This window comes from Pseudomonas sp. CH61, assembly GCF_059429415.1.
On sequence record NZ_CM182098.1, the window covers coordinates 2,150,380 to 2,169,578 of the forward strand.

Annotated in this window: 16 protein-coding genes and 3 tRNA genes; 9 read left to right on the forward strand and 10 right to left on the reverse strand. The window is 58.5% G+C overall.

Annotated features, from left to right (window positions below; genetic code table 11):
* Nucleotides 1-95 precede the first annotated feature (95 nt).
* The 9 genes from hbdH to AC5SEM_RS09685 all read right to left on the reverse strand — a co-directional run bounded on the left by hbdH (nucleotide 96) and on the right by AC5SEM_RS09685 (nucleotide 11,067).
* Complete coding sequence (gene hbdH, locus AC5SEM_RS09645) at nucleotides 96-869, reverse strand: 3-hydroxybutyrate dehydrogenase (protein ID WP_495472798.1); 774 nt, start codon at nucleotides 867-869, stop codon at nucleotides 96-98.
* A gap of 7 nt (nucleotides 870-876) precedes the next feature.
* Complete coding sequence (locus tag AC5SEM_RS09650; RefSeq protein WP_064390255.1) at nucleotides 877-2,268, reverse strand: GntP family permease; 1,392 nt, start codon at nucleotides 2,266-2,268, stop codon at nucleotides 877-879.
* Nucleotides 2,269-2,575: 307 nt separating this feature from the next.
* The gene (locus AC5SEM_RS09655) at nucleotides 2,576-3,982 is read right to left on the reverse strand and encodes a sigma-54 interaction domain-containing protein (protein WP_495472799.1); all 1,407 of its coding nucleotides are present in this window, start codon (nucleotides 3,980-3,982) and stop codon (nucleotides 2,576-2,578) included.
* A gap of 167 nt (nucleotides 3,983-4,149) precedes the next feature.
* Nucleotides 4,150-5,724: an ABC transporter ATP-binding protein gene (locus AC5SEM_RS09660; protein ID WP_495472800.1), complete on the reverse strand. Its 1,575-nt coding sequence runs from the start codon at nucleotides 5,722-5,724 to the stop codon at nucleotides 4,150-4,152.
* A gap of 9 nt (nucleotides 5,725-5,733) precedes the next feature.
* Nucleotides 5,734-6,756 (reverse strand): ABC transporter permease, encoded by a 1,023-nt coding sequence (locus AC5SEM_RS09665; RefSeq protein ID WP_095120956.1) that lies wholly within the window; start codon nucleotides 6,754-6,756, stop codon nucleotides 5,734-5,736.
* Entirely contained in the window at nucleotides 6,756-7,817 is a 1,062-nt protein-coding gene (locus AC5SEM_RS09670) for a microcin C ABC transporter permease YejB (protein WP_034154280.1), read from the reverse strand. The genes AC5SEM_RS09665 and AC5SEM_RS09670 overlap by 1 nt, the downstream gene beginning before the upstream one ends.
* Nucleotides 7,817-9,685: an extracellular solute-binding protein gene (locus AC5SEM_RS09675; protein ID WP_495472801.1), complete on the reverse strand. Its 1,869-nt coding sequence runs from the start codon at nucleotides 9,683-9,685 to the stop codon at nucleotides 7,817-7,819. The genes AC5SEM_RS09670 and AC5SEM_RS09675 overlap by 1 nt, the downstream gene beginning before the upstream one ends.
* A gap of 133 nt (nucleotides 9,686-9,818) precedes the next feature.
* Complete coding sequence (locus tag AC5SEM_RS09680; protein WP_007912303.1) at nucleotides 9,819-10,100, reverse strand: peptidylprolyl isomerase; 282 nt, start codon at nucleotides 10,098-10,100, stop codon at nucleotides 9,819-9,821.
* Between the two features lie 97 nt (nucleotides 10,101-10,197).
* Nucleotides 10,198-11,067, reverse strand: coding sequence for a lipase family alpha/beta hydrolase (locus AC5SEM_RS09685; protein WP_137217949.1), 870 nt, complete (start codon nucleotides 11,065-11,067; stop codon nucleotides 10,198-10,200).
* Between the two features lie 336 nt (nucleotides 11,068-11,403).
* Here AC5SEM_RS09685 and AC5SEM_RS09690 point away from each other — a divergent pair, with 336 nt between their 5' ends.
* Nucleotides 11,404-12,483: a hypothetical protein gene (locus AC5SEM_RS09690; RefSeq protein WP_495472802.1), complete on the forward strand. Its 1,080-nt coding sequence runs from the start codon at nucleotides 11,404-11,406 to the stop codon at nucleotides 12,481-12,483.
* A gap of 53 nt (nucleotides 12,484-12,536) precedes the next feature.
* Here AC5SEM_RS09690 and AC5SEM_RS09695 read toward each other — a convergent pair whose 3' ends face one another.
* Nucleotides 12,537-13,613, reverse strand: coding sequence for a 3-deoxy-7-phosphoheptulonate synthase (locus AC5SEM_RS09695; RefSeq protein ID WP_495472803.1), 1,077 nt, complete (start codon nucleotides 13,611-13,613; stop codon nucleotides 12,537-12,539).
* 615 nt (nucleotides 13,614-14,228) lie between these two features.
* Between AC5SEM_RS09695 and AC5SEM_RS09700 the strand changes: the two genes are divergently transcribed.
* From AC5SEM_RS09700 to AC5SEM_RS09735, 8 genes are all read left to right on the forward strand, one after another.
* Complete coding sequence (locus AC5SEM_RS09700; RefSeq protein WP_137217844.1) at nucleotides 14,229-14,987, forward strand: carbon-nitrogen hydrolase family protein; 759 nt, start codon at nucleotides 14,229-14,231, stop codon at nucleotides 14,985-14,987.
* Nucleotides 14,987-15,430 carry a GNAT family N-acetyltransferase gene (locus AC5SEM_RS09705; protein WP_495472804.1) on the forward strand — a complete coding sequence of 148 codons (444 nt, stop codon included), beginning with the start codon at nucleotides 14,987-14,989 and terminating at the stop codon, nucleotides 15,428-15,430. Before AC5SEM_RS09700 ends, AC5SEM_RS09705 begins: the two co-directional genes overlap by 1 nt.
* 127 nt (nucleotides 15,431-15,557) lie before the next feature.
* Nucleotides 15,558-16,199 carry a response regulator transcription factor GacA gene (gene gacA, locus AC5SEM_RS09710; RefSeq protein ID WP_016984198.1) on the forward strand — a complete coding sequence of 214 codons (642 nt, stop codon included), beginning with the start codon at nucleotides 15,558-15,560 and terminating at the stop codon, nucleotides 16,197-16,199.
* A 2-nt stretch (nucleotides 16,200-16,201) separates the two neighbouring features.
* The gene (gene uvrC, locus AC5SEM_RS09715) at nucleotides 16,202-18,025 is read left to right on the forward strand and encodes an excinuclease ABC subunit UvrC (protein ID WP_110719179.1); all 1,824 of its coding nucleotides are present in this window, start codon (nucleotides 16,202-16,204) and stop codon (nucleotides 18,023-18,025) included.
* A 32-nt stretch (nucleotides 18,026-18,057) separates the two neighbouring features.
* Nucleotides 18,058-18,618: a CDP-diacylglycerol--glycerol-3-phosphate 3-phosphatidyltransferase gene (gene pgsA, locus AC5SEM_RS09720; RefSeq protein WP_007950102.1), complete on the forward strand. Its 561-nt coding sequence runs from the start codon at nucleotides 18,058-18,060 to the stop codon at nucleotides 18,616-18,618.
* A gap of 60 nt (nucleotides 18,619-18,678) precedes the next feature.
* A tRNA-Gly gene (locus tag AC5SEM_RS09725) sits at nucleotides 18,679-18,754 on the forward strand.
* Between the two features lie 44 nt (nucleotides 18,755-18,798).
* A tRNA-Cys gene (locus AC5SEM_RS09730) sits at nucleotides 18,799-18,872 on the forward strand.
* Nucleotides 18,873-19,064: 192 nt separating this feature from the next.
* Nucleotides 19,065-19,151: transfer RNA gene (locus tag AC5SEM_RS09735), tRNA-Leu, on the forward strand.
* Nucleotides 19,152-19,199: the final 48 nt, after the last annotated feature.

Genomic DNA, 19,199 nt, shown 5'->3' on the forward strand with positions numbered 1-19,199 from the left:
CCTGCTCGCGAAGACGTCCGTGCACTCAACGACTTCATCGGCTGACCCACCGCTTTCGCGAGCAGGCTCGCTCCCACAGAGAGGGGATGGCTGTGCTATTGGGCGAGCCAGCCACCATCAATATTCCACGCCGCCCCGCGCACCTGGCTGCCAGCCTCGCTGCACAAAAACAGCACCAGTTCGCCCAGATGCTGCGGTGTGACGAACTCCAGCGACGGCTGTTTCTCGGCGAGCAGATCATGTTGCGCCTGCTGCGGATCGACACCCTTGGCCGCTCGATCATCGATCTGCTTCTGCACCAGCGGCGTCAGCACCCAACCCGGGCAGATCGCATTGCAAGTGACGTTGCTGGTGGCGGTTTCCAGGCCAACCACTTTGGTCAAACCGATCACGCCGTGCTTGGCGGCCACATAAGCCGCTTTGCCGGTCGAGCCGACCTGGCCATGCACCGAGGCAATATTGATGATTCGCCCCCAACCTTTGGCGCGCATCCCCGGCAGACTCAAACGTGTGCTGTGAAACACCGAAGACAGGTTGATGGCGATGATCGAATCCCAGCGTTCGACGGGGAATTCTTCCACCGCCGCCACATGCTGGATGCCCGCGTTGTTGACCAGAATGTCGACCCCGCCGAACTCGCGCTCGGCGTAGGCGATCATGTCGGCGATTTGCGCCGGGTCACTGACATCGGCCGGATGATGGCCGACCTTGCCGCCGAATTGCCCGACCTCGGTGATGACTTTGGACGCATCACCAAAGCCGTTGAGAATCAGATTCGCACCAGCCTTGGCCAGGCTCAGTGCGATGCCCAGGCCGATGCCGCTGGTGGAACCGGTAACCAGTGCAGTCTTGCCGGAAAGAGTGGTCATGAATACCTCACACAATGCCAGTGGCGTAGAAAGTGCCGATCACTACGAAAACCGCCAGGGTCTTGATCAGCGTAATACAGAAAATGTCTTTATAGGCTTCGCGGTGGGTCAGGCCGGTGACCGCCAACAACGTGATGACCGCGCCATTGTGCGGCAGGGTGTCCATGCCGCCGCTGGCCATTGCCGCCACGCGGTGCAGCACTTCCAGCGGGATGTTTGCCGCGTGGGCCGCGCTGATGAACTGTTCGGACATCGCCGCCAGCGCAATGCTCATGCCACCCGATGCGGAACCGGTGATACCGGCCAGCAGCGTAACGGTGATGGCTTCGTTGACCAGTGGGTTGGGGATTTGCTTGAGCCAGTCCGCCAGCACCAGAAAGCCCGGCAGCGACGCGATCACTGCGCCGAAGCCGTATTCAGATGCGGTGTTCATCGCCGCCAGCAACGCACCGCTGACCGCGCTTTTGCTGCCCTCGGCGAGCTTGCTGCGAATCGCCTGAAAGCCGAACGCGAGCACCATCAGAATGCCGACCAGCAACGCCGCCTGCACCGCCCAGATTGCCGTCAGTTTGGCGATCTCGGTGGTGACCGGCGTGGCCATGCCCGGCAGTGCGAGGCTGTGGGTCTTGCCGTACCACTGCGGAATCCATTGGGTGAACAGCAGGTTCATGATGCCCACTGCCAACAACGGCGAAAGCGCAATCCATGGGTTTGGCAATTTCAGGTCTTCAGCGGTTTCTGGCTCGTTGCGCAGTTCGGTGCCGTAGCCTTCGCCGGCGCGTTGCGCCTTGTTGCGTTGCCGCTGCAGAAACAGCATGCCGGTGCAGAACACGAAAATCGTGCCGATCACGCCCAGCCACGGCGCCGCCCACGCGGTGGTATTGAAGAACGTGCTGGGGATGATGTTCTGGATCTGCGGCGTGCCGGGCAGGGCGTCCATGGTGAACGAGAACGCGCCGAGGGCTATGGTCGCCGGGATCAGACGCTTGGGAATATTGCTCTGGCGGAACATCTCGGCAGCAAACGGATACACCGCAAAGACCACCACAAACAGCGACACGCCACCGTAAGTGAGCAGGGCGCAGACCAGCACGATCACCAGCATCGCTTGTTTGGTGCCGAGCAAGCGAATGGCCGCGGCAACGATCGAGCGGGAGAACCCCGACAGTTCGATCAACTTGCCGAACACGGCACCGAGCAGGAAAACCGGGAAATACAGTTTGATGAAGCCGACCATTTTCTCCATGAACACCCCGGTGAACGCAGGGGCGACGGCAGAAGGGTCGGTGAGCAGGACCGCACCGAGGGCGGCAATCGGGGCGAAGAGGATAACGCTGTAGCCACGGTAGGCAGCCAGCATCAGCAGCGCCAGGGCTGCCAAGGCAATGATCACACTCATGGTGTGTCTCTCCAGAATTGTTATTTTTGTGGATGGAACGGGTGTGGGAGAGGCGTTAGCGAGATCTGTGCCAGATATGTAAGTTGCTGAAATATATTAAGTTAATCTGAGTGATTGAATCGCAAATGAGTTGTTTGTCTCTGTTTTGAGATGGTGTTGATCGATTTGGCGTCATCGCGAGCAGGCTCACTTCTACAGCGGGGATGTGCACACCTGTAAAAATGTAGGAGTGAGCCTGCTCGCGATGAGTGCGAAGCACTCCTGTGTGTCTGTCTCTATGTGGAGATCTATATCTCTGTATGGAGACTCAAGCGATTCCCAGCGCCACCATCTTCTTGTACAGCGTCGACCGCCCCAGCCCCAGTCGAGCCGCCGCTTCCGGCACTTTACCCGCACATTGCGCAAGAGCTGCCTGAATCAACTGCCGATCAAACCGCTCCCGCGCCTGAGCAAAAGTCTCGTCAGCCAGCGCCTCCATCGTCGGCACCGAGGCACGCTCAACCGGCGTCAACGTACCAATCGCCGCACGAATATCCTGCTCGGTCAGCATCAAGTCATCACTGAGCAACGCCGCGCGTTCCAGCACATTACGCAGTTCGCGAATGTTCCCCGGCCACGCGTGCTGTCCGAGCAACGCCAGCGCATCCCGGTGCAGTTCATGCTGGCTGCGCAGCTCTTCCAGAATCGCTTCGCTAAGCGCAGGCAGATCATCAAGACGCTCACGTAATGGCGGCACCTGAATCGGCAATACGTTGAGGCGATAGTACAAATCGGCGCGGAACTCACCGCGTTTGATCGCCGCTTGCAGATCGGTCGAAGTGGCGGCAATCACTCGCACGTCGCTCTGAATCACCTCGTTGGAACCGACCGGCTCGAATTCCTTTTCCTGCAACACACGCAGCAGTTTGCTTTGCAGGGGCAGCGGCATGTCGCCAATCTCGTCGAGAAACAATGTGCCGCCCTGGGCGATCTGCAACTTGCCGGTGCGGCCCTTGCGGTCGGCGCCGGTGAACGCGCCGGGTGCGGTGCCGAAAAATTCCGCTTCCAGCAGCGCCTCGGGAATCGCCGCGCTGTTGATGCTGACGAAGGCCTTGTGTGCTCGTGGCGAGGCACTGTGAATCGCCTGGGCCAGCAACTCTTTACCGGTGCCGGTTTCGCCGAGCAGCAACACCGGCGACTCGGCGCTGGCACTGCGTCGGGCACGGCGTTTGACTTCGAGGCTGGCGGCGCTGGTGCCGATAAAGTGGGCGAAGTTGTATTTGGTCTGCCGGGCGCGCAGCAGGGAGCGGGTCGAAGCCAGTTCTTCCTGCATGCTCAAATAACGTTTGAGCATTGGCGACAGGGTGCGCAGCTCGTCGAACAGGGCAAAGCCGATCGCGCCGATCACCGTGCCGGCGTCGTCATGGATCGGCAGGCGCATCACCACCAACGGCTCTTTCGGGGTGTCTTGCATATCGAGAAGGATAGGGCGCCCGGTGCGCACGACTTCGCGCAACAGACTGCCCGGGATCACGCTTTCACAGGGTTTACCGATGGCGCCTTCAGCCGATTCGAGACCGAAACGTCTGGCGTAGCGCTCGTTCATCCAGACGATGTTGGCATCGCGGTCGACGATCACCGTGCCTTCGCTGGATTGCTCGATGATCTCGAACAGCGAACGGATCGCCAGGCTGCGGACCCGTTGGTAGTCCTTGAGGCTTTCGGTGGTGTTCATGGAGGCTGATCCTGATTGTTTGTTGCCTGCGCCGGCCCTTTCGCGAGCAGGCTCGCTCCCACAGTGGGCCGGGGTGTTCACAAATTTTGTAAACGACCGTGAATCTTGTGGGAGCGAGCCTGCTCGCGAAAGCCGCGACCCGGTTTCAAGCCGAACGCATATGATGCCTACCCCGGATGCGCCGCCGCCAACAGCTCTTTGGTATACGGATGCTGCGGCGCATCGAATACCTCATGACTGGCGCCACGCTCGACCACTTTGCCGTCTTTGATCACGATCATGTCGTGAGCCAGGGCGCGCACAACCGCCAGATCGTGGCTGATGAACAGATAGGTCAGACCGTGTTTTTCCTGAAGCTGGCGGAGTAGGGCGACCACTTGTTTCTGCACCGTACGATCGAGTGCCGAGGTCGGCTCGTCGAGCAGGATCAGCGCCGGTTTCAGCACCAGTGCCCGCGCAATAGCGATGCGTTGGCGCTGGCCACCGGAGAACTCGTGGGGATAGCGATGGCGACTCTCGGGGTCGAGGCCGACCTCTTTAAGCACGCGGATGACTTGCTCGTCGCATTCATCAGCCGTCGACTCGCAATGCACTTCCAAGCCTTCGCTGATGATCTGCGCCACTGACATGCGCGGGCTGAGGCTGCCGAACGGATCCTGAAACACCACCTGCATCTGTCGACGCCACGGGCGCATCTGTTTCTGATTGAGACCGTCGAGCGCCTGACCCTGAAAGCGGATACCGCCCTCGGAGTCGAGCAAACGCAGGATCGCCTGGCCCAATGTCGACTTGCCGGAACCGGATTCGCCGACGATACCCAACGTCTTGCCACGCTGGATGCTCAGACTGATGCCGTCCACCGCGCGCAGGTATTGCTTGCGCTGGAACAGACCGCCACCGATGACAAACTCAACCTTCAGATCCTCGACCTCAAGCACATTTTCACGCTCATCGCGGGGCAGGGCTTCGCCTTCTGGCTCGGCGTTGAGCAGCACGCAGCTGTAAGGATGCTTCGGCTCGGTAAACAGGGTTTCGCAGGGCGCCTGTTCGACGATTTCCCCGGCCTTCATCACGCACACGCGCTGGGCAATACTGCGCACCAGATTGAGATCGTGGCTGATTAACAGCAGGGACATGCCAAGGCGTTGTTGCAGGGATTTGAGCAGCAGCAGGATCTTGCGCTGTACCGTCACGTCGAGCGCCGTGGTCGGTTCGTCGGCGATCAACAGCTCCGGTTCGCAGGCCAGGGCCATGGCGATCATCACCCGTTGCCGTTGTCCGCCAGAGAGTTGATGCGGGTAAGCCTTGAGGCGTTCCTTGGGTTTCTGGATGCCCACCAGACCGAGCAGTTCGAGGATCCGTGCCTGTGCTGCTTTGCCGCCGAGGCCACGGTGCAACAGTAGCGTTTCGCCGATCTGTTTTTCGATGGTGTGCAGCGGATTCAGCGAGGTCATCGGCTCCTGAAAGATCATCGCGATGCGGTTGCCGCGCAACTCGCGCAAGACCTTGGGATCAGCGCCGATCAGTTCCTGTCCGCGATAGCGAATGCTGCCGGTGGTTTGCGCTTCGCTTTCGGGCAGCAACTGCAGAATCGAATGGGCGGTCACCGATTTGCCCGAGCCCGATTCGCCCACCAACGCCAGGCACTCACCAGGACGAATGTCCAGACACAGGTCGCGCACCACGCTCTGGCCATGGAAGGCAACGTTGAGGTTACGGATTTCAATCAGGTTGTCAGTCATGGCCACGCTTCAGGATCGAGGGTCGAACGCGTCACGCAACGCTTCGCCGATGAACACCAGTAAAGAAAGGATCAGCGCTAGGGTGAAAAACGCCGTCAACCCGAGCCACGGAGCTTGCAGGTTCTGTTTACCCTGACCGATCAACTCACCCAAGGAGGCACTGCCAGCGGGCATGCCGAAGCCGAGGAAATCCAGCGCGGTGAGGGTGGAAATCGCCCCGGTCAGAATGAACGGCAGGTAACTCAGTGTCGCGTTCATCGCATTGGGCAGAATGTGCCGGAAGATCACCTTGCGATCACTCAGGCCCAGCGCGCGGGCGGCTTTGACGTACTCCAGATTGCGTCCGCGCAGGAACTCGGCGCGCACCACATCCACCAGTGCCAGCCATGAAAACAGCGCCATGATCCCCAGCAGCCACCAGAAGTTCGGTTCGACAAAACCGGAGAGAATGATCAACAGGTACAGCACTGGCAGCCCCGACCAGACTTCCAGCACGCGTTGCCCGAGCAAATCGACCCAGCCTCCGTAGTAGCCCTGCAATGCACCGGCGGCAATACCGATCAGGGCGCTGACAAAGGTCAGCATCAGGGCAAACAGAATCGACACCCGTGCGCCGAAAATCACCCGCGCCAACACATCTCGCGATTGATCGTCCGTGCCTAGCCAGTTGACCGACGTCGGCGGACTCGGCGCCGGTTTGTTGAGGTCGTAATTCGGTGTGTCGTCACTGAACGGAATCGGCGGGAACAGCAACCAGCCACCGTCCTTGCGAATCAGGTTCTGCACATAGTCGCTGCGATAATCCGCCTGGAACGGCAGTTGCCCGCCGAACTCCTGCTCGGTGTGGCGCTTGAAGACCGGGAAGTACCATTGGTCCTGATAGCTGACGACCAATGGCTTGTCATTGGCGATCAACTCGCCACCCAGTGTCAGCACAAACAGGCCGATAAACAGCCACAGCGACCACCAGCCACGGCGGTTTTTCTTGAAGCGCTCGAAGCGCCGACGGCCCAGAGGCGAGAGCTTGAACATCAGGCGTTCCTCGCGGCGAAGTCGATACGCGGATCGACCAGTGTGTAACAAAGGTCGCCGACCAGTTTTATCAGCAGGCCGAAGAGGGTGAAGATGAACAGCGAACCGAACACCACCGGGTAGTCCCGCGAAACCGCGGCTTCGTAGCTCATGCGCCCGAGACCGTCGAGGGAGAAGATCACTTCAATCAGCAAGGAACCGGCGAAGAACACGCTGATGAATGCCTGCGGGATGCCGGACACCACCAGCAGCATCGCGTTGCGGAACACATGCCCGTAGAGCACGCGGCGCTCGCTCAGGCCTTTGGCCCGCGCGGTCACCACGTACTGGCGGGTGATTTCATTGAGAAACGAGTTTTTCGTCAGGATCGTCAGCGTGGCGAAACCACCGATCACCAGCGCCGTCACTGGCAGCACCAGGTGCCAGAAATAATCAGCGATCTTGCCGAGGGTCGACAGCGATTCGAAGTTGTCCGACACCAGGCCGCGCACCGGAAACCAGTTCAGCGACGTGCCGCCGGCAAACACCACGATCAGAAACATCGCAAACAGAAACGCCGGCATCGCGTAACCGATGATGATCGCCGTGCTGCTCCAGATATCGAAATGACTGCCATGGTGCACAGCCTTGCGGATCCCCAGCGGGATCGACACCAGATAAGTGATCAGCGTCGCCCACAGCCCGAGGGAAATGGTCACCGGCATTTTTTCCAGGATCAGGTCGGTGACCGTCGCGCCACGGAAGAAGCTCTTGCCGAAATCCAGTTGCGCGTAGTTCTTCAACATCAGCCACAAGCGTTCGTGAGCCGGTTTGTCGAAGCCGTACTGCTTTTCGATGTCCTTGATCAGTTGCGGATCGAGGCCGCGACTGGCACGGGAGGTGCCGCTCATGGTTTCGCTGGCGCCGCCACCGACACTTGCGCCACCGATCCCTTGCAGGTGGGCGATGGCCTGTTCTACCGGGCCGCCGGGTGCGGCCTGGATGATCACGAAATTGACCAGCAGGATGATCACCAGCGTCGGAATGATCAGCAGCAGACGCCGCAGTATGTAACCCCACATCAGTGCGGTCCTCCGGGTCTGCCACGAGCGATTTTCTCGGCGGTCATCTGCTGATTGGTCAGCGGCGTGCTGCTGATTTCCCACCAGCTCTCGATGGCTTCGTCATTGCTGGCTTGCACTGAGGGTATGCCGAAGCGGTTCCACCACACGGTCGAGGTGCCCGGCGGATAGTAGTTGGGAATCCAGTAGTAATTCCATTGCAGCACCCGGTCCAGGGCATGGGCGTAGTGCAGCATGTCGGACTGGGTTGAGGCGCGAACCAGGCCGTTGATCAGCGTATCCACTGCCGGGTTTTTCAACACCATGTAGTTGTTCGCGCCCGGGTCGTTGGCCGACGCCGAGGCGAAGTAATTGAGCAATTCGCCTCCCGGTGAAGTGCTGACCGGGTAGCCGGTGACGATCATGTCGTAGTCACGGCTCATCAGCCGGTTGACGTATTGCGAGGAGTCGATACGGCGAATGTTCAGGTCGATACCGATCTGTTTCAACGTGCGTTTGTACGGCAGCAGCAAGCGATCCATACCGTTCTGGCTGACCAGGAAAGTGAAGCTCAGCGGCTCGCCTTGCGCATTCACCAGTTGATCGCCATCCGGTTTCCAGCCGGCCTGTTCGAGCAGTTCGAGGGCTTGCAGTTGTTTATCGCGGATCAGGCCACTGCCGTCGGTTTTCGGGGCCTCGAAGACTTTGCTAAAGACTTCGTCGGGAACCTGACCGCGCAGCGGTTCGAGGATTTTCAGTTCCTGCGCATCGGGCAGTTCGCTTGCCGCCAGTGGCGTGTTGGAAAAGTAGCTCTGCTGGCGGATATACATACCGCGCATCATCTGCCGGTTGCTCCACTCGAAGTCCCAGAGCATGGCCAGTGCCTGGCGCACGCGGCGATCGGCGAACATCGGTTTCTGCAGATTGAACACAAAGCCTTGGGCCGACTGGGGCGCCTCCGTGGCCAGATGCGCCTTTTGCAGGCGTCCGTCGCTCAGCGCCGGGCTGTCGTAGCCGATTGAATAGCCGGTGGCCGAGAACTCGCGGTTGTAGTCGTAGGCGCCACCGCGCAGCACTTGCCGGGCGACATCGGTATCGCCGAAGTACTCGATGCTGAAATGATCGAAGTTGTAGAGACCGCGACTGACCGGCAAATCCTTGCCCCACCAGTCAGCGTTGCGTTCAAAGGTGATGCTGCGCCCTGAATCGACTTTTCCGACTCGATAAGGGCCGCTGCCCAAAGGTGGTTCATAGCCGCCACCCCCGGCGAAATCGCGGCTCTTCCACCAATGCTCGGGGAATACCGGCAGGGTCGCGATGTCCAGTGGCAGGGTGCGGTTTTCATTGCTCTTGAAGTCGAAACGCACGGTCAGCGGGCCTTCCACTTCGACGCCTTTGACGTCAGCAAACTGGGTGCGATAACGCAGGCTGCCCTGGGTCATCAATAAATCGTAGGTGTAGCGTACGTCTTCGGCGGTAATCGGCTTGCCATCAGCAAAACGTGCCTTGGGATTGATGAAGAACCGCAGCGACAGACCATCGTCCGAGCGCTCCATCTTTTGCGCGACCAGTCCGTAAACCGTGTAAGGCTCGTCCAGCGAACGCTGAGCCAACGGCGAATAGAGCAAACCATCGATCTGCGTGACGCCGATGCCTTTGTCTATATAAGGAAGGATGTGGTCGAAGTGGCCGATCTCGATGGCCGAACGGCGCATCGTCCCGCCCTTGGGCGCTTGCAGGTTGGTGTAGTCGAAGTGGCTGAAACCGGCAGGGTACTTGGCGGGTTCGCCATAAACGGTCAACGCGTGTTGCGGTGCAGCGTTCGCGCCGGCGGTGCCCGTCAGCAGGGCGAGGGCGGTGAGCATCAATGTGGGGAAAACCAGTCGCATTGTCAGCCTTGGAACCGGGAAATCGATAAGCGCAAGTTGTACGCGAGAGGCGCGTCAGTCGCCAGCCGTATATGTAACTGAAACACAACGGCCCACCAGAAGGCGGGCCGTTGGTGAGCAATCATGCGACGGATCAGTCCTGACGGCTGGTGACTTCCAGCAGGTGATAACCGAACTGAGTCTTCACCGGACCTTGCACGACATTGATTGGCGCGCTGAAGACCACGGTGTCGAATTCCTTGACCATCTGGCCAGGACCGAACGAACCCAGATCACCGCCCTGACGGCTGGACGGGCAGGTGGAGTTAGCCTTTGCGACTTCGGCGAAATCGGCGCCGCCTTCGATCTGGGCCTTGAGTTCGTTGCACTTGTCTTCGCTGGAAACCAGGATGTGGCGGGCAGTGGCTTTAGCCATGGGGAAACTCTCCAATCTATTTCAGTAAAGTGTGGAGCCTACCGGATTCAGTGGGCGAATTCTCGGCAAAGTTCCGTTCGGTTGTCCGTGGCTTTGGTCAGAGATTCGCGGCACGCAGACGTTCGGCGTGTTCAACGTACAGTTCAATCGGGTCGGGCAGCGCAGTCACGGGGCCGGGCGAGCGACGCAGACTGTTCAAGTGGTCCAGCGGATAGTCGGAGCGGATCACTTGCCCCAGGTGAGAGCTGAAACGGCCGACGAAACCATCATTCTGTTCGGTCTCGGTCATGAAATATTGCGACAGCGCATGGCATACGTTTCGGGTCGGATCGAGTGTCGACGGACTGTCGGCGGGCAGGACGCCGCTCCAGGAGTAATAGCGCACACCGTTGACCTGTTCCGCGCCGTGCCCGCCCCAGGTGCTGGGCAACCCCTGCGGAAACCTGTCGTTGAAATCGCCCACGCCTTCGGTCGTCAACGCATTCAGCGCCGCCAAAGCGTTTTGCGGCAGCGTCACACTGCCACTGAGCAACGAAAGAAAATTGCCAAACAGTGTCGCCACATTCTGGGCGACCGCCTCTGGCAGTCGTCCAGGCACTAATGCCTTGCGCAGAAAATCGGCCAGCTCCGAACCGTGATTCGGGCCGCTGACGGAAGTCACCGAAGCTACGGCGTGTGGCGCGAGCGCCGCAGCGTATCGGGCAGCCAGTGCTCCTTGACTGTGGCCGATGAGGTTGACTTTGTCGGCACCTGTGCCTCGCAGAACACGATCAATCTGTGCAAGCAGTTGTTCACCCCTTGTTTCGTTTTTATGAGTGGCGGAAAGGTGGGGAACAAACACTCGGCTGCCGGCCATCTTCAGAGCGTCCTTTACTTCATGGAACAGCTCGAAATGACCGATGCGCTCGAATCCGAACAGACCGTGTACCAGCAGGATGGGATAGCGAGTTGAAGCATTCCGTTGCATGTTCTTACCTTTTTCACAGAAGTTCATCGGGGGAATCCGGAGGCCACTCTAAAACACTCATCCCGTTGAAGAAGTAAGAAGAGGCTTCTCTTGGCCGTTGAATCTGGACTAGGGGCTGTACGAATTTTCAGATACTTGTGAGATCCGAATCGGAAGTTGAGGACATCTTTCGCTTGGTTGAGGGCGGTTTTGCTCACTTTTGCCTACCCCGCTGGAGGCGTTTGCCGGGTGTCTGCGGCGGATCGGGCTGACATCGAAAATGTCGGGAAGCGCGTTAAATGTTGGCTGTCGACGCCGTCCATGAATGCGGCGTTTTTCCAAGGAATGGAGCCACTAATGAACACGCACGAAGTCGAGTTTTGCTACCGGATGCGCCACCCCGTCACTCCCTGTGTTTCGAGCGAACTACTGCCCGCGGCGACCCTTGATTATCCGGGGGGGACGGTGCTTGATCCTTCGCTGGGCAAGGTTGTTGTGCGTATCGCGCCTTATGCAAACATGACCTGTGGCGACCAGTTGCTGTTGAGTTGGGAGGGGCTGGATATAGAAGGCTTCGTCTATCAGCATGAAATGGTGCGCTATGTCAGCGAAGCCCAGGTCGGCAAGGATGTCGTTTTCGTTATCAAAGGCATGCACATCGCCGCACTGGATGGCGGTTCGCTGGAGGTTTACTGGAAACTGCTCAGTGCGAGCTCGTCAGTCCCGGCGTTATCTGCACGCGTGCAATTGTCGGTGGGAGATACACGGCCGCAGTTGCTTGCACCAATTGTCGAGGGAGCGATAAGGGGAACACTGGATCCGGAGCGAGTGACGGACGGCACGCTTGTCGTGCTTCAGCCTTATGCCCGAATGGCGGCGGGGGATCGGGTCACATTGCTGTGGGGCGCTGAAGCAATGCTGGCAACGTTCAGCGACAGCCTGAAGGTCGAAACCTTTGCTGTCGCTGACGTGCTGTCATTTTGGGTTGACGGGGCGCACATCGCTGCACATCTCGGTGGTGAGGTGTCGGTGCGCTATCGAGTGGAACAGTCCGGTGGCGCGGTTCGAGAATCCGAGTCGGCAAGAATCCTCGTCACGCCGTTCCTTCGTGGTGAGCTGGACGCTCCCGACGTGCTTGAAGCTGAAGATGGCGTGTTGCTGAAAGAGGATTCGATCGACGGGGTGACCATCGTGATTGGTAATGCACAGACGCAGGAAGGTGAGCTGGTGTATCTCAAGTGCGACGGAGATCTTTTCAATCACCGGGATGACCGCGAAATCACGCGGGAAACGGCGGGAAAGCCGCTGATCTTTATCGTGCCGCACCGATTCTGGCGTGAGCACGATGGCACGACCGTGCGGGTAGCCTACACAGTCGAGCGTCTGGACGATGTCAGTCAGGAATCTGCTGCCACACCGGTGCGAGTAGAGGCGTAGCGGGACCGACCATCCCTCCGGCTTGCCATAAGTCCGGAGGGATGGTCTGCAAGTCAATCTTTGGCGTGTTCGGCGAGGCGCTGGGCGGCTGCACGCAGCAAGTGTTCTGTTGCGCTGAAACCGAGGCAGCCATCGGTGATTGAAACCCCGTAGCGCAAGGAATCGGTCAGCGGTTGGCAGCCGTCGAACAGATGAGATTCAATCATCATGCCGATAAGCGCGCGATCACCTTGCAAGCGTTGCTCAAGCACTTCGTTGAAGACGCCTGGCTGACGCAATGGATCCTTGCCACTGTTTGCGTGGCTGCAGTCGACCATGATTCGGCTCGGAATCTTCAGCCTGTCCAGGTCAGCGTGGATTTTTGCCACGCTCTCGCGATCATGGTTCGGCCCTTTATGGCCCCCGCGCAGGACCAGATGAGTATCGGGGTTGCCTGGCGTTTGAATGACGGCCGGGTGCCCTTGGCTATCGACGCCGAAATGTCGGTGCGGATGGGCTGCCGAACGCATGGCGTCAACCGCAATCGCGGCGCCGCCGTCGGTGCCGTTCTTGAAGCCGACCGGCATGCTCAAGCCACTGGCCATTTCCCGGTGAATCTGCGACTCAGTGGTACGGGCGCCAATGGCCACCCAGCTCAACAGGTCATCGAAGTAGCCGGCGGCCATCGGTTGCAGCAATTCTGTGGCCACCGGCAAGCCGAGGCGGATCATTTCCAGCATCAGCTCGCGCGACAGAGTGAGGCCGCCAGCCATGTCATCGCTGCCATCCAGATGCGGGTCGTAGGCCAGACCTTTCCAGCCGACCGTGGTACGCGGTTTTTCGACATAGGCGCGCATCACCAAGAGCATTTCGCTGCTGACTTCTTCAGCCAGTCGAGCGAGCTTGCCGGCGTACTCGAGTGCGGATTGGGGGTCGTGGATAGAGCAGGGACCGACGATGACCAGCAGACGCTGATCCTGGCCATTGAGAATGGCACGAACTGCCTGGCGGTGGTTGGTGACTTGCAGGCTTAAGGCATTGCTCAGAGGCAATTGCTGTTTGAGTTGCAACGAGCTGGGCAGACGCAGAGTCAATGCTTCGTTGGCAGGGTTCAGAGTGGACAGTGGCAGAGCAGAAACGGACGAGTTCATATTCGGTTTTCCTGGGCTGGCGGCGGGTGCTTCCCGCTCGCTCGGCCCTACTGGGGTGTTCGACAGTTGGCCGTATTGGCTATATGTGTGTGCTTGCCACCTGTAGGTGACCGATCGGAGGCGGCAGGCTGTCCCGAGCGGAAGCTGGTAAATCGCCAGGCGCTAAAGCTGTCGTAACGGTAATAAGTGGCGTAGTTCATTTCGTGATTCCTCAAAGTGTCTGGTGTGCTGCTGAAATAGTTGGGGCTGAAAAAACAAAACCCCCGGTCGGGAGGCCGACCGGGGGTTGAGAATTCTCTGGTAGGCGACCCGTTGTCATGGGCGCCGTTTGGGTATCAGGCGCGCCAGTGGCTAAACCAATACCCAAAATAAAAGCTGACCGGAGCGCAAACGTCATTCACCCGGGCAGCCGCAACCGAGCGCAGGGCGCTGGCGGTAAGAAGGCGTGAGAGGGCGATGAACATGGTCTGTCTCCAATGAATGGGCCGAGCTTACTAGAGGCCGATACGCCTCAGCAATCAGAAATTGCTATCGCATTATCAACAAAATGCCTATTGCCTGATTTGGCCAAGAGTGGTGACACTCAGCATTTCGCATGATTGCCAAGGATGAACCGTGTCGACACTGACCATTGCCGCTGCCCAAAGCCTCTCCCTTGCCGGGGACCTTCCCGGGAACATTGCCCGACATTGCCGCTTTATTGAGGCAGCAGCGGAGCAGGGTGTCGAGTTGCTGGTTTTTCCCGAGTTGTCGCTGACGGGCTATGAAGGGCAGGATGCGGCAGCATTGGCGATCGACCCGCAAGATGCTGTGCTACGTCCCCTGAGGGATTTGGCCCGAGAGCTTAAGGTGACTGCCGTTGTCGGTATGCCTATCCGGTTGGAGGGCAGTGTTTCGGTGCTGATCGGTGCTCTGGTTCTGGGCGCTGACGGCTCTCTCGGTGTTTACAGCAAACAGCATCTGCACACAGGCGAGGAGCTCGTTTTTGCACCCGGTTCTGGCGGGCCAACCCTGAACATTGGCGAGGAAGTGGTCGCATTGGCGGTATGTGCCGATTTCTCTCATTCCAGTCATGCCTTGGCGGCTGCAGGTCAGGGCGCTGGCTTATACGCCGCCGGTGTCTTGATCAGCGAGAAAGGCTACGCGGCCGACACAGCGATACTTCAAGGCTACGCCCGGCAACACTCGATGGCTGTGCTGATGGCCAATCACGGTGGGCTGACCGGCGGTTGGCAATCCGCCGGGCGCAGTTGCATCTGGTCTGAAGACGGTTCGCTGATCGTTGCAGCGCTGGGAACGGGCGATCTTCTGGTCGTCGCTCAACGTAACAAAGGTGTATGGCAGGGACGGGTTGTTCCTGTTACGCAAGCCTGATGACATTCCACTTACGTCCTGCGGCTCCAGAAGACCTGGAATTTGCCCGCGATCTCACCTGTCAGAACATGCTGCGTTACTACATTCACCATGGCCTGTTATGGCAGGACGAAGCGTTTGACGTGGCGTGGTCGGGGCGGCAGAACTGGCTGATAGTGCAGGGTGATGTGTCGATAGGATTTCTCAGCCTCAGCCGGGATATGCGCGCGTTGTACATTCGTGAACTGCAGGTTGCTGAAGCGTTTCAGCGGCGGGGTGCGGGTTCCTGGGCGATTGATCAGGTTATCGACCTGGCCCGCAAAGAAAGACGCCCCGCTTTACGCCTGACCGTATTCGACAATAATCCGGCGAGAAACTTGTATGAAAGAAAAGGACTACAGGTGCAGGGTCGGGACGAGTGTTTTCTGCGAATGCAGCTTGATATAAGTACACATGTGCTCTGAAACCCACGGCCGGCAAGCCCTCAATGATGAATTGAAACTTTTTAAATGACGCTTTCCGCTAGGTCTGTGGGGTACTTTTTGCTAAGGTGTCCGGCATCCCAATATGACCATATCGCGAGGTGTCTGCTTGATTAGGGTGCTAGTGGTCGATGACCATGATCTCGTTCGCACAGGCATTACACGTATGCTGGCCGATATCGATGGCTTGCAGGTGGTTGGCCAGGCCGAATCCGGGGAAGAGTCCCTGATCAAGGCCCGAGAGTTGAAGCCCGATGTGGTGCTGATGGACGTCAAGATGCCTGGCATCGGCGGCCTCGAAGCCACGCGCAAACTGTTGCGCAGTCATCCGGACATCAAAGTGGTCGCGGTTACGGTGTGTGAGGAGGATCCTTTTCCGACACGCTTGCTGCAGGCTGGCGCTGCGGGTTATCTGACCAAAGGCGCGGGTTTGCCGGAAATGGTTCAGGCGATTCGCCTGGTGTTTGCCGGCCAGCGCTATATCAGTCCGCAGATTGCCCAGCAATTGGCGATCAAGTCCTTTCAGCCGTCCAATGATTCGCCTTTCGATGCCTTGTCCGAGCGGGAAATTCAAATCGCGTTGATGATTGTCGGCTGTCAGAAGGTACAGATCATTTCCGACAAGTTGTGCCTGTCGCCGAAAACCGTGAACACCTATCGCTACCGTATTTTCGAGAAGCTTTCGATCAGCAGCGACGTCGAGTTGACACTGTTGGCGGTTCGTCACGGCATGGTTGATGCCAGCCTCTGACCATGACTGAAACATTCGATTCCGGCGCGTTTCTGTCGACAGTCAGTGGGCGCCCGGGCGTCTATCGCATGTTCGACAGCGATGCGCGCCTGTTATACGTGGGCAAGGCCAAGAACCTGAAAAAACGCTTGGCCAGCTACTTCCGCAAAACCGGTCTGGCGCCCAAGACTGCCGCGTTGGTCGGGCGCATTGCGCAGGTCGAAACGACCATCACCGCCAACGAAACCGAAGCGCTGCTGCTTGAACAAACGCTGATCAAGGAGTGGCGGCCGCCGTACAACATTCTGTTGCGCGACGACAAATCCTATCCCTATGTGTTTCTGTCCGACGGCCAATTCCCGCGCCTGAGCATTCATCGCGGGGCGAAAAAAGCCAAAGGCAAATACTTCGGTCCCTATCCGAGCGCCGGCGCCATACGCGAAAGCCTGAGCCTGCTGCAAAAGACCTTCTTCGTTCGCCAGTGCGAAGACAGCTACTACAAGAACCGTACCCGGCCATGTCTGCAATATCAGATCAAACGCTGCAAAGCGCCTTGCGTCGGGCTGGTCGAGCCTGAGGTCTATGCCGAAGACGTGCGTCACTCGGTCATGTTTCTTGAGGGGCGTAGTCACGCGCTGACCAACGAACTGTCGACGGCGATGGAAGAGGCTGCGATCAACCTGGAGTTCGAGCGAGCCGCCGAGTTGCGCGATCAGATCGCGCTGTTGCGCAGGGTCCAGGATCAACAAAGCATGGAAGGCGGCACGGGAGATATCGATGTCATCGCGGCATTCGTCAACCCGGGTGGTGCCTGCGTGCATTTGATCAGCGTCCGTGGCGGGCGCGTGCTGGGCAGCAAAAATTTCTTCCCGCAAGTCGGGATCGAAGAAGACGTGTCGGAAGTCATGGCCGCGTTTCTTGGCCAGTATTTCATCAGCAGCCCTGAGCGCGATTTGCCCAGCGAACTGATCGTCAACGTGGTGCACGAAGATTTTCCGACGCTGATCGAAGCGATCCATGAACTGCGTGGCCGCGAATTGGCCATCAGTCATCGGGTGCGTGGTACGCGTGCGCGCTGGCAGCAACTGGCGGTGACCAACGCAGAACAGGCGTTGGGCGCACGCCTGGCCAATCGTCAACACACCGCAGCGCGGTTTGAAGCCTTGGCCGAAGTATTGAACCTGGATGAGCCGCCGCAGCGTCTGGAATGCTACGACATCAGTCATTCCAGTGGTGAGGCCACGGTTGCTTCCTGTGTGGTGTTTGGCCCGGAAGGCGCGATCAAGTCGGACTATCGGCGCTACAACATCGAAGGCGTCACGGCGGGTGACGACTACGCCGCCATGCACCAAGCCCTGACGCGACGCTTCAGCAAACTCAAGGAAGGCGAGGGCAAGTTGCCGGACATCTTGCTGGTGGACGGTGGCAAGGGCCAGCTGTCGATGGCTCGAGATGTTCTCAACGAGTTGGCCGTACCGGATCTGATTCTGCTCGGCGTCGCCAAAGGCGCTACTCGCAAGGCGGGCTTCGAAACGTTGTATCTAAATGATGCGGCGCACGAGTTCACCTTGCGTGGCGACTCGCCGGCGCTGCACTTGATTCAACAGATCCGCGATGAGGCGCACCGTTTTGCAATTACCGGACACCGCGCCCGCCGTGGCAAAACCCGCCGTACGTCAACGCTGGAAGGCGTTGCGGGCGTTGGCCCGACCCGGCGACGCGATTTGTTGAAACATTTTGGTGGATTGCAGGAGCTGACTCGTGCAAGCATCGAAGAGATCGCCAAAGCCCCGGGGATCAGTAAAAAGCTCGCAGAGTCGATTTATGCGAACCTGCATAGCGAGTAGAATGCCCCTTCACCTCGTAGCCAGTTGTGCCGATGAATATCCCTAATCTGATTACCGTTCTACGCGTCCTGCTCATCCCGATCTTCATTTTGCTGTTCTATCTCCCTTACCAGTGGAGTTACATGGCCTCCGCCTCGGTGTTTGCCTTTGCGGCAGCGACGGACTGGCTGGATGGTTACCTGGCCCGTCGTCTGGAGCAAAGCACTCCGTTCGGTGCGTTTCTCGATCCGGTCGCCGATAAACTCATGGTTGCGGTGGCACTGGTGCTGCTGGTCCAGGAGCACGGCAATCTCTGGCTCACTCTGCCGGCTGCTGTCATCATCGGTCGCGAGATCGTGGTATCTGCCTTGCGCGAATGGATGGCCGAACTCGGCGCCCGTGCCCACGTAGCCGTTTCGAATCTCGGTAAATGGAAAACCGCCGCGCAGATGCTCGCACTGGTGATCCTGCTGGCCAATCCAAAGGACTTCAGTTTCTGGGTTATCCTGGGTTACGCCTTGCTGATGGTCTCTGCCGGCCTGACATTGTGGTCGATGGTTCAATACCTTCGCGCTGCCTGGCCGCACCTGAAGACCGATGTCGAAAAGAAATAAAACTTTTTTGAATCAAGGGGTTGACGGAGCTTCTTAATTCTATAGAATGCGCATCACCAAGCGGGAATAGCTCAGTTGGTAGAGCACGACCTTGCCAAGGTCGGGGTCGCGAGTTCGAGTCTCGTTTCCCGCTCCAGTTTTACGTGTTTGTTGTTGTGCTACTGACAGCAAATGCTTTGAGGCCGAGTAGCAAAATGGTTATGCAGTGGATTGCAAATCCACCTACGCCGGTTCGATTCCGACCTCGGCCTCCACTATAAACAAGCTCCGTAGATCCATGATTTACGGAGCTTTTTTATTTGCGAAGTACCGCAAAATTTGGTCTTGAAAAACGGTCATTGCAAACTTGCTTCACCGGGAAGTGATGTATATATTTCCCGCACTGTTGTTCAAGGCTTGATCCTGTCAGGATCGCGACTTTGCGCAGAAAGCAACACCGCGCTACCGCCCGAATGGCGAAACTGGTAGACGCATGGGACTTAAAATCCCCCGCTCGTAAGGGCGTGCCGGTTCGATTCCGGCTTCGGGCACCATGAATATCAAAGGCCTGCATGAGTTTTCTCATGCAGGCCTTTTTTTGT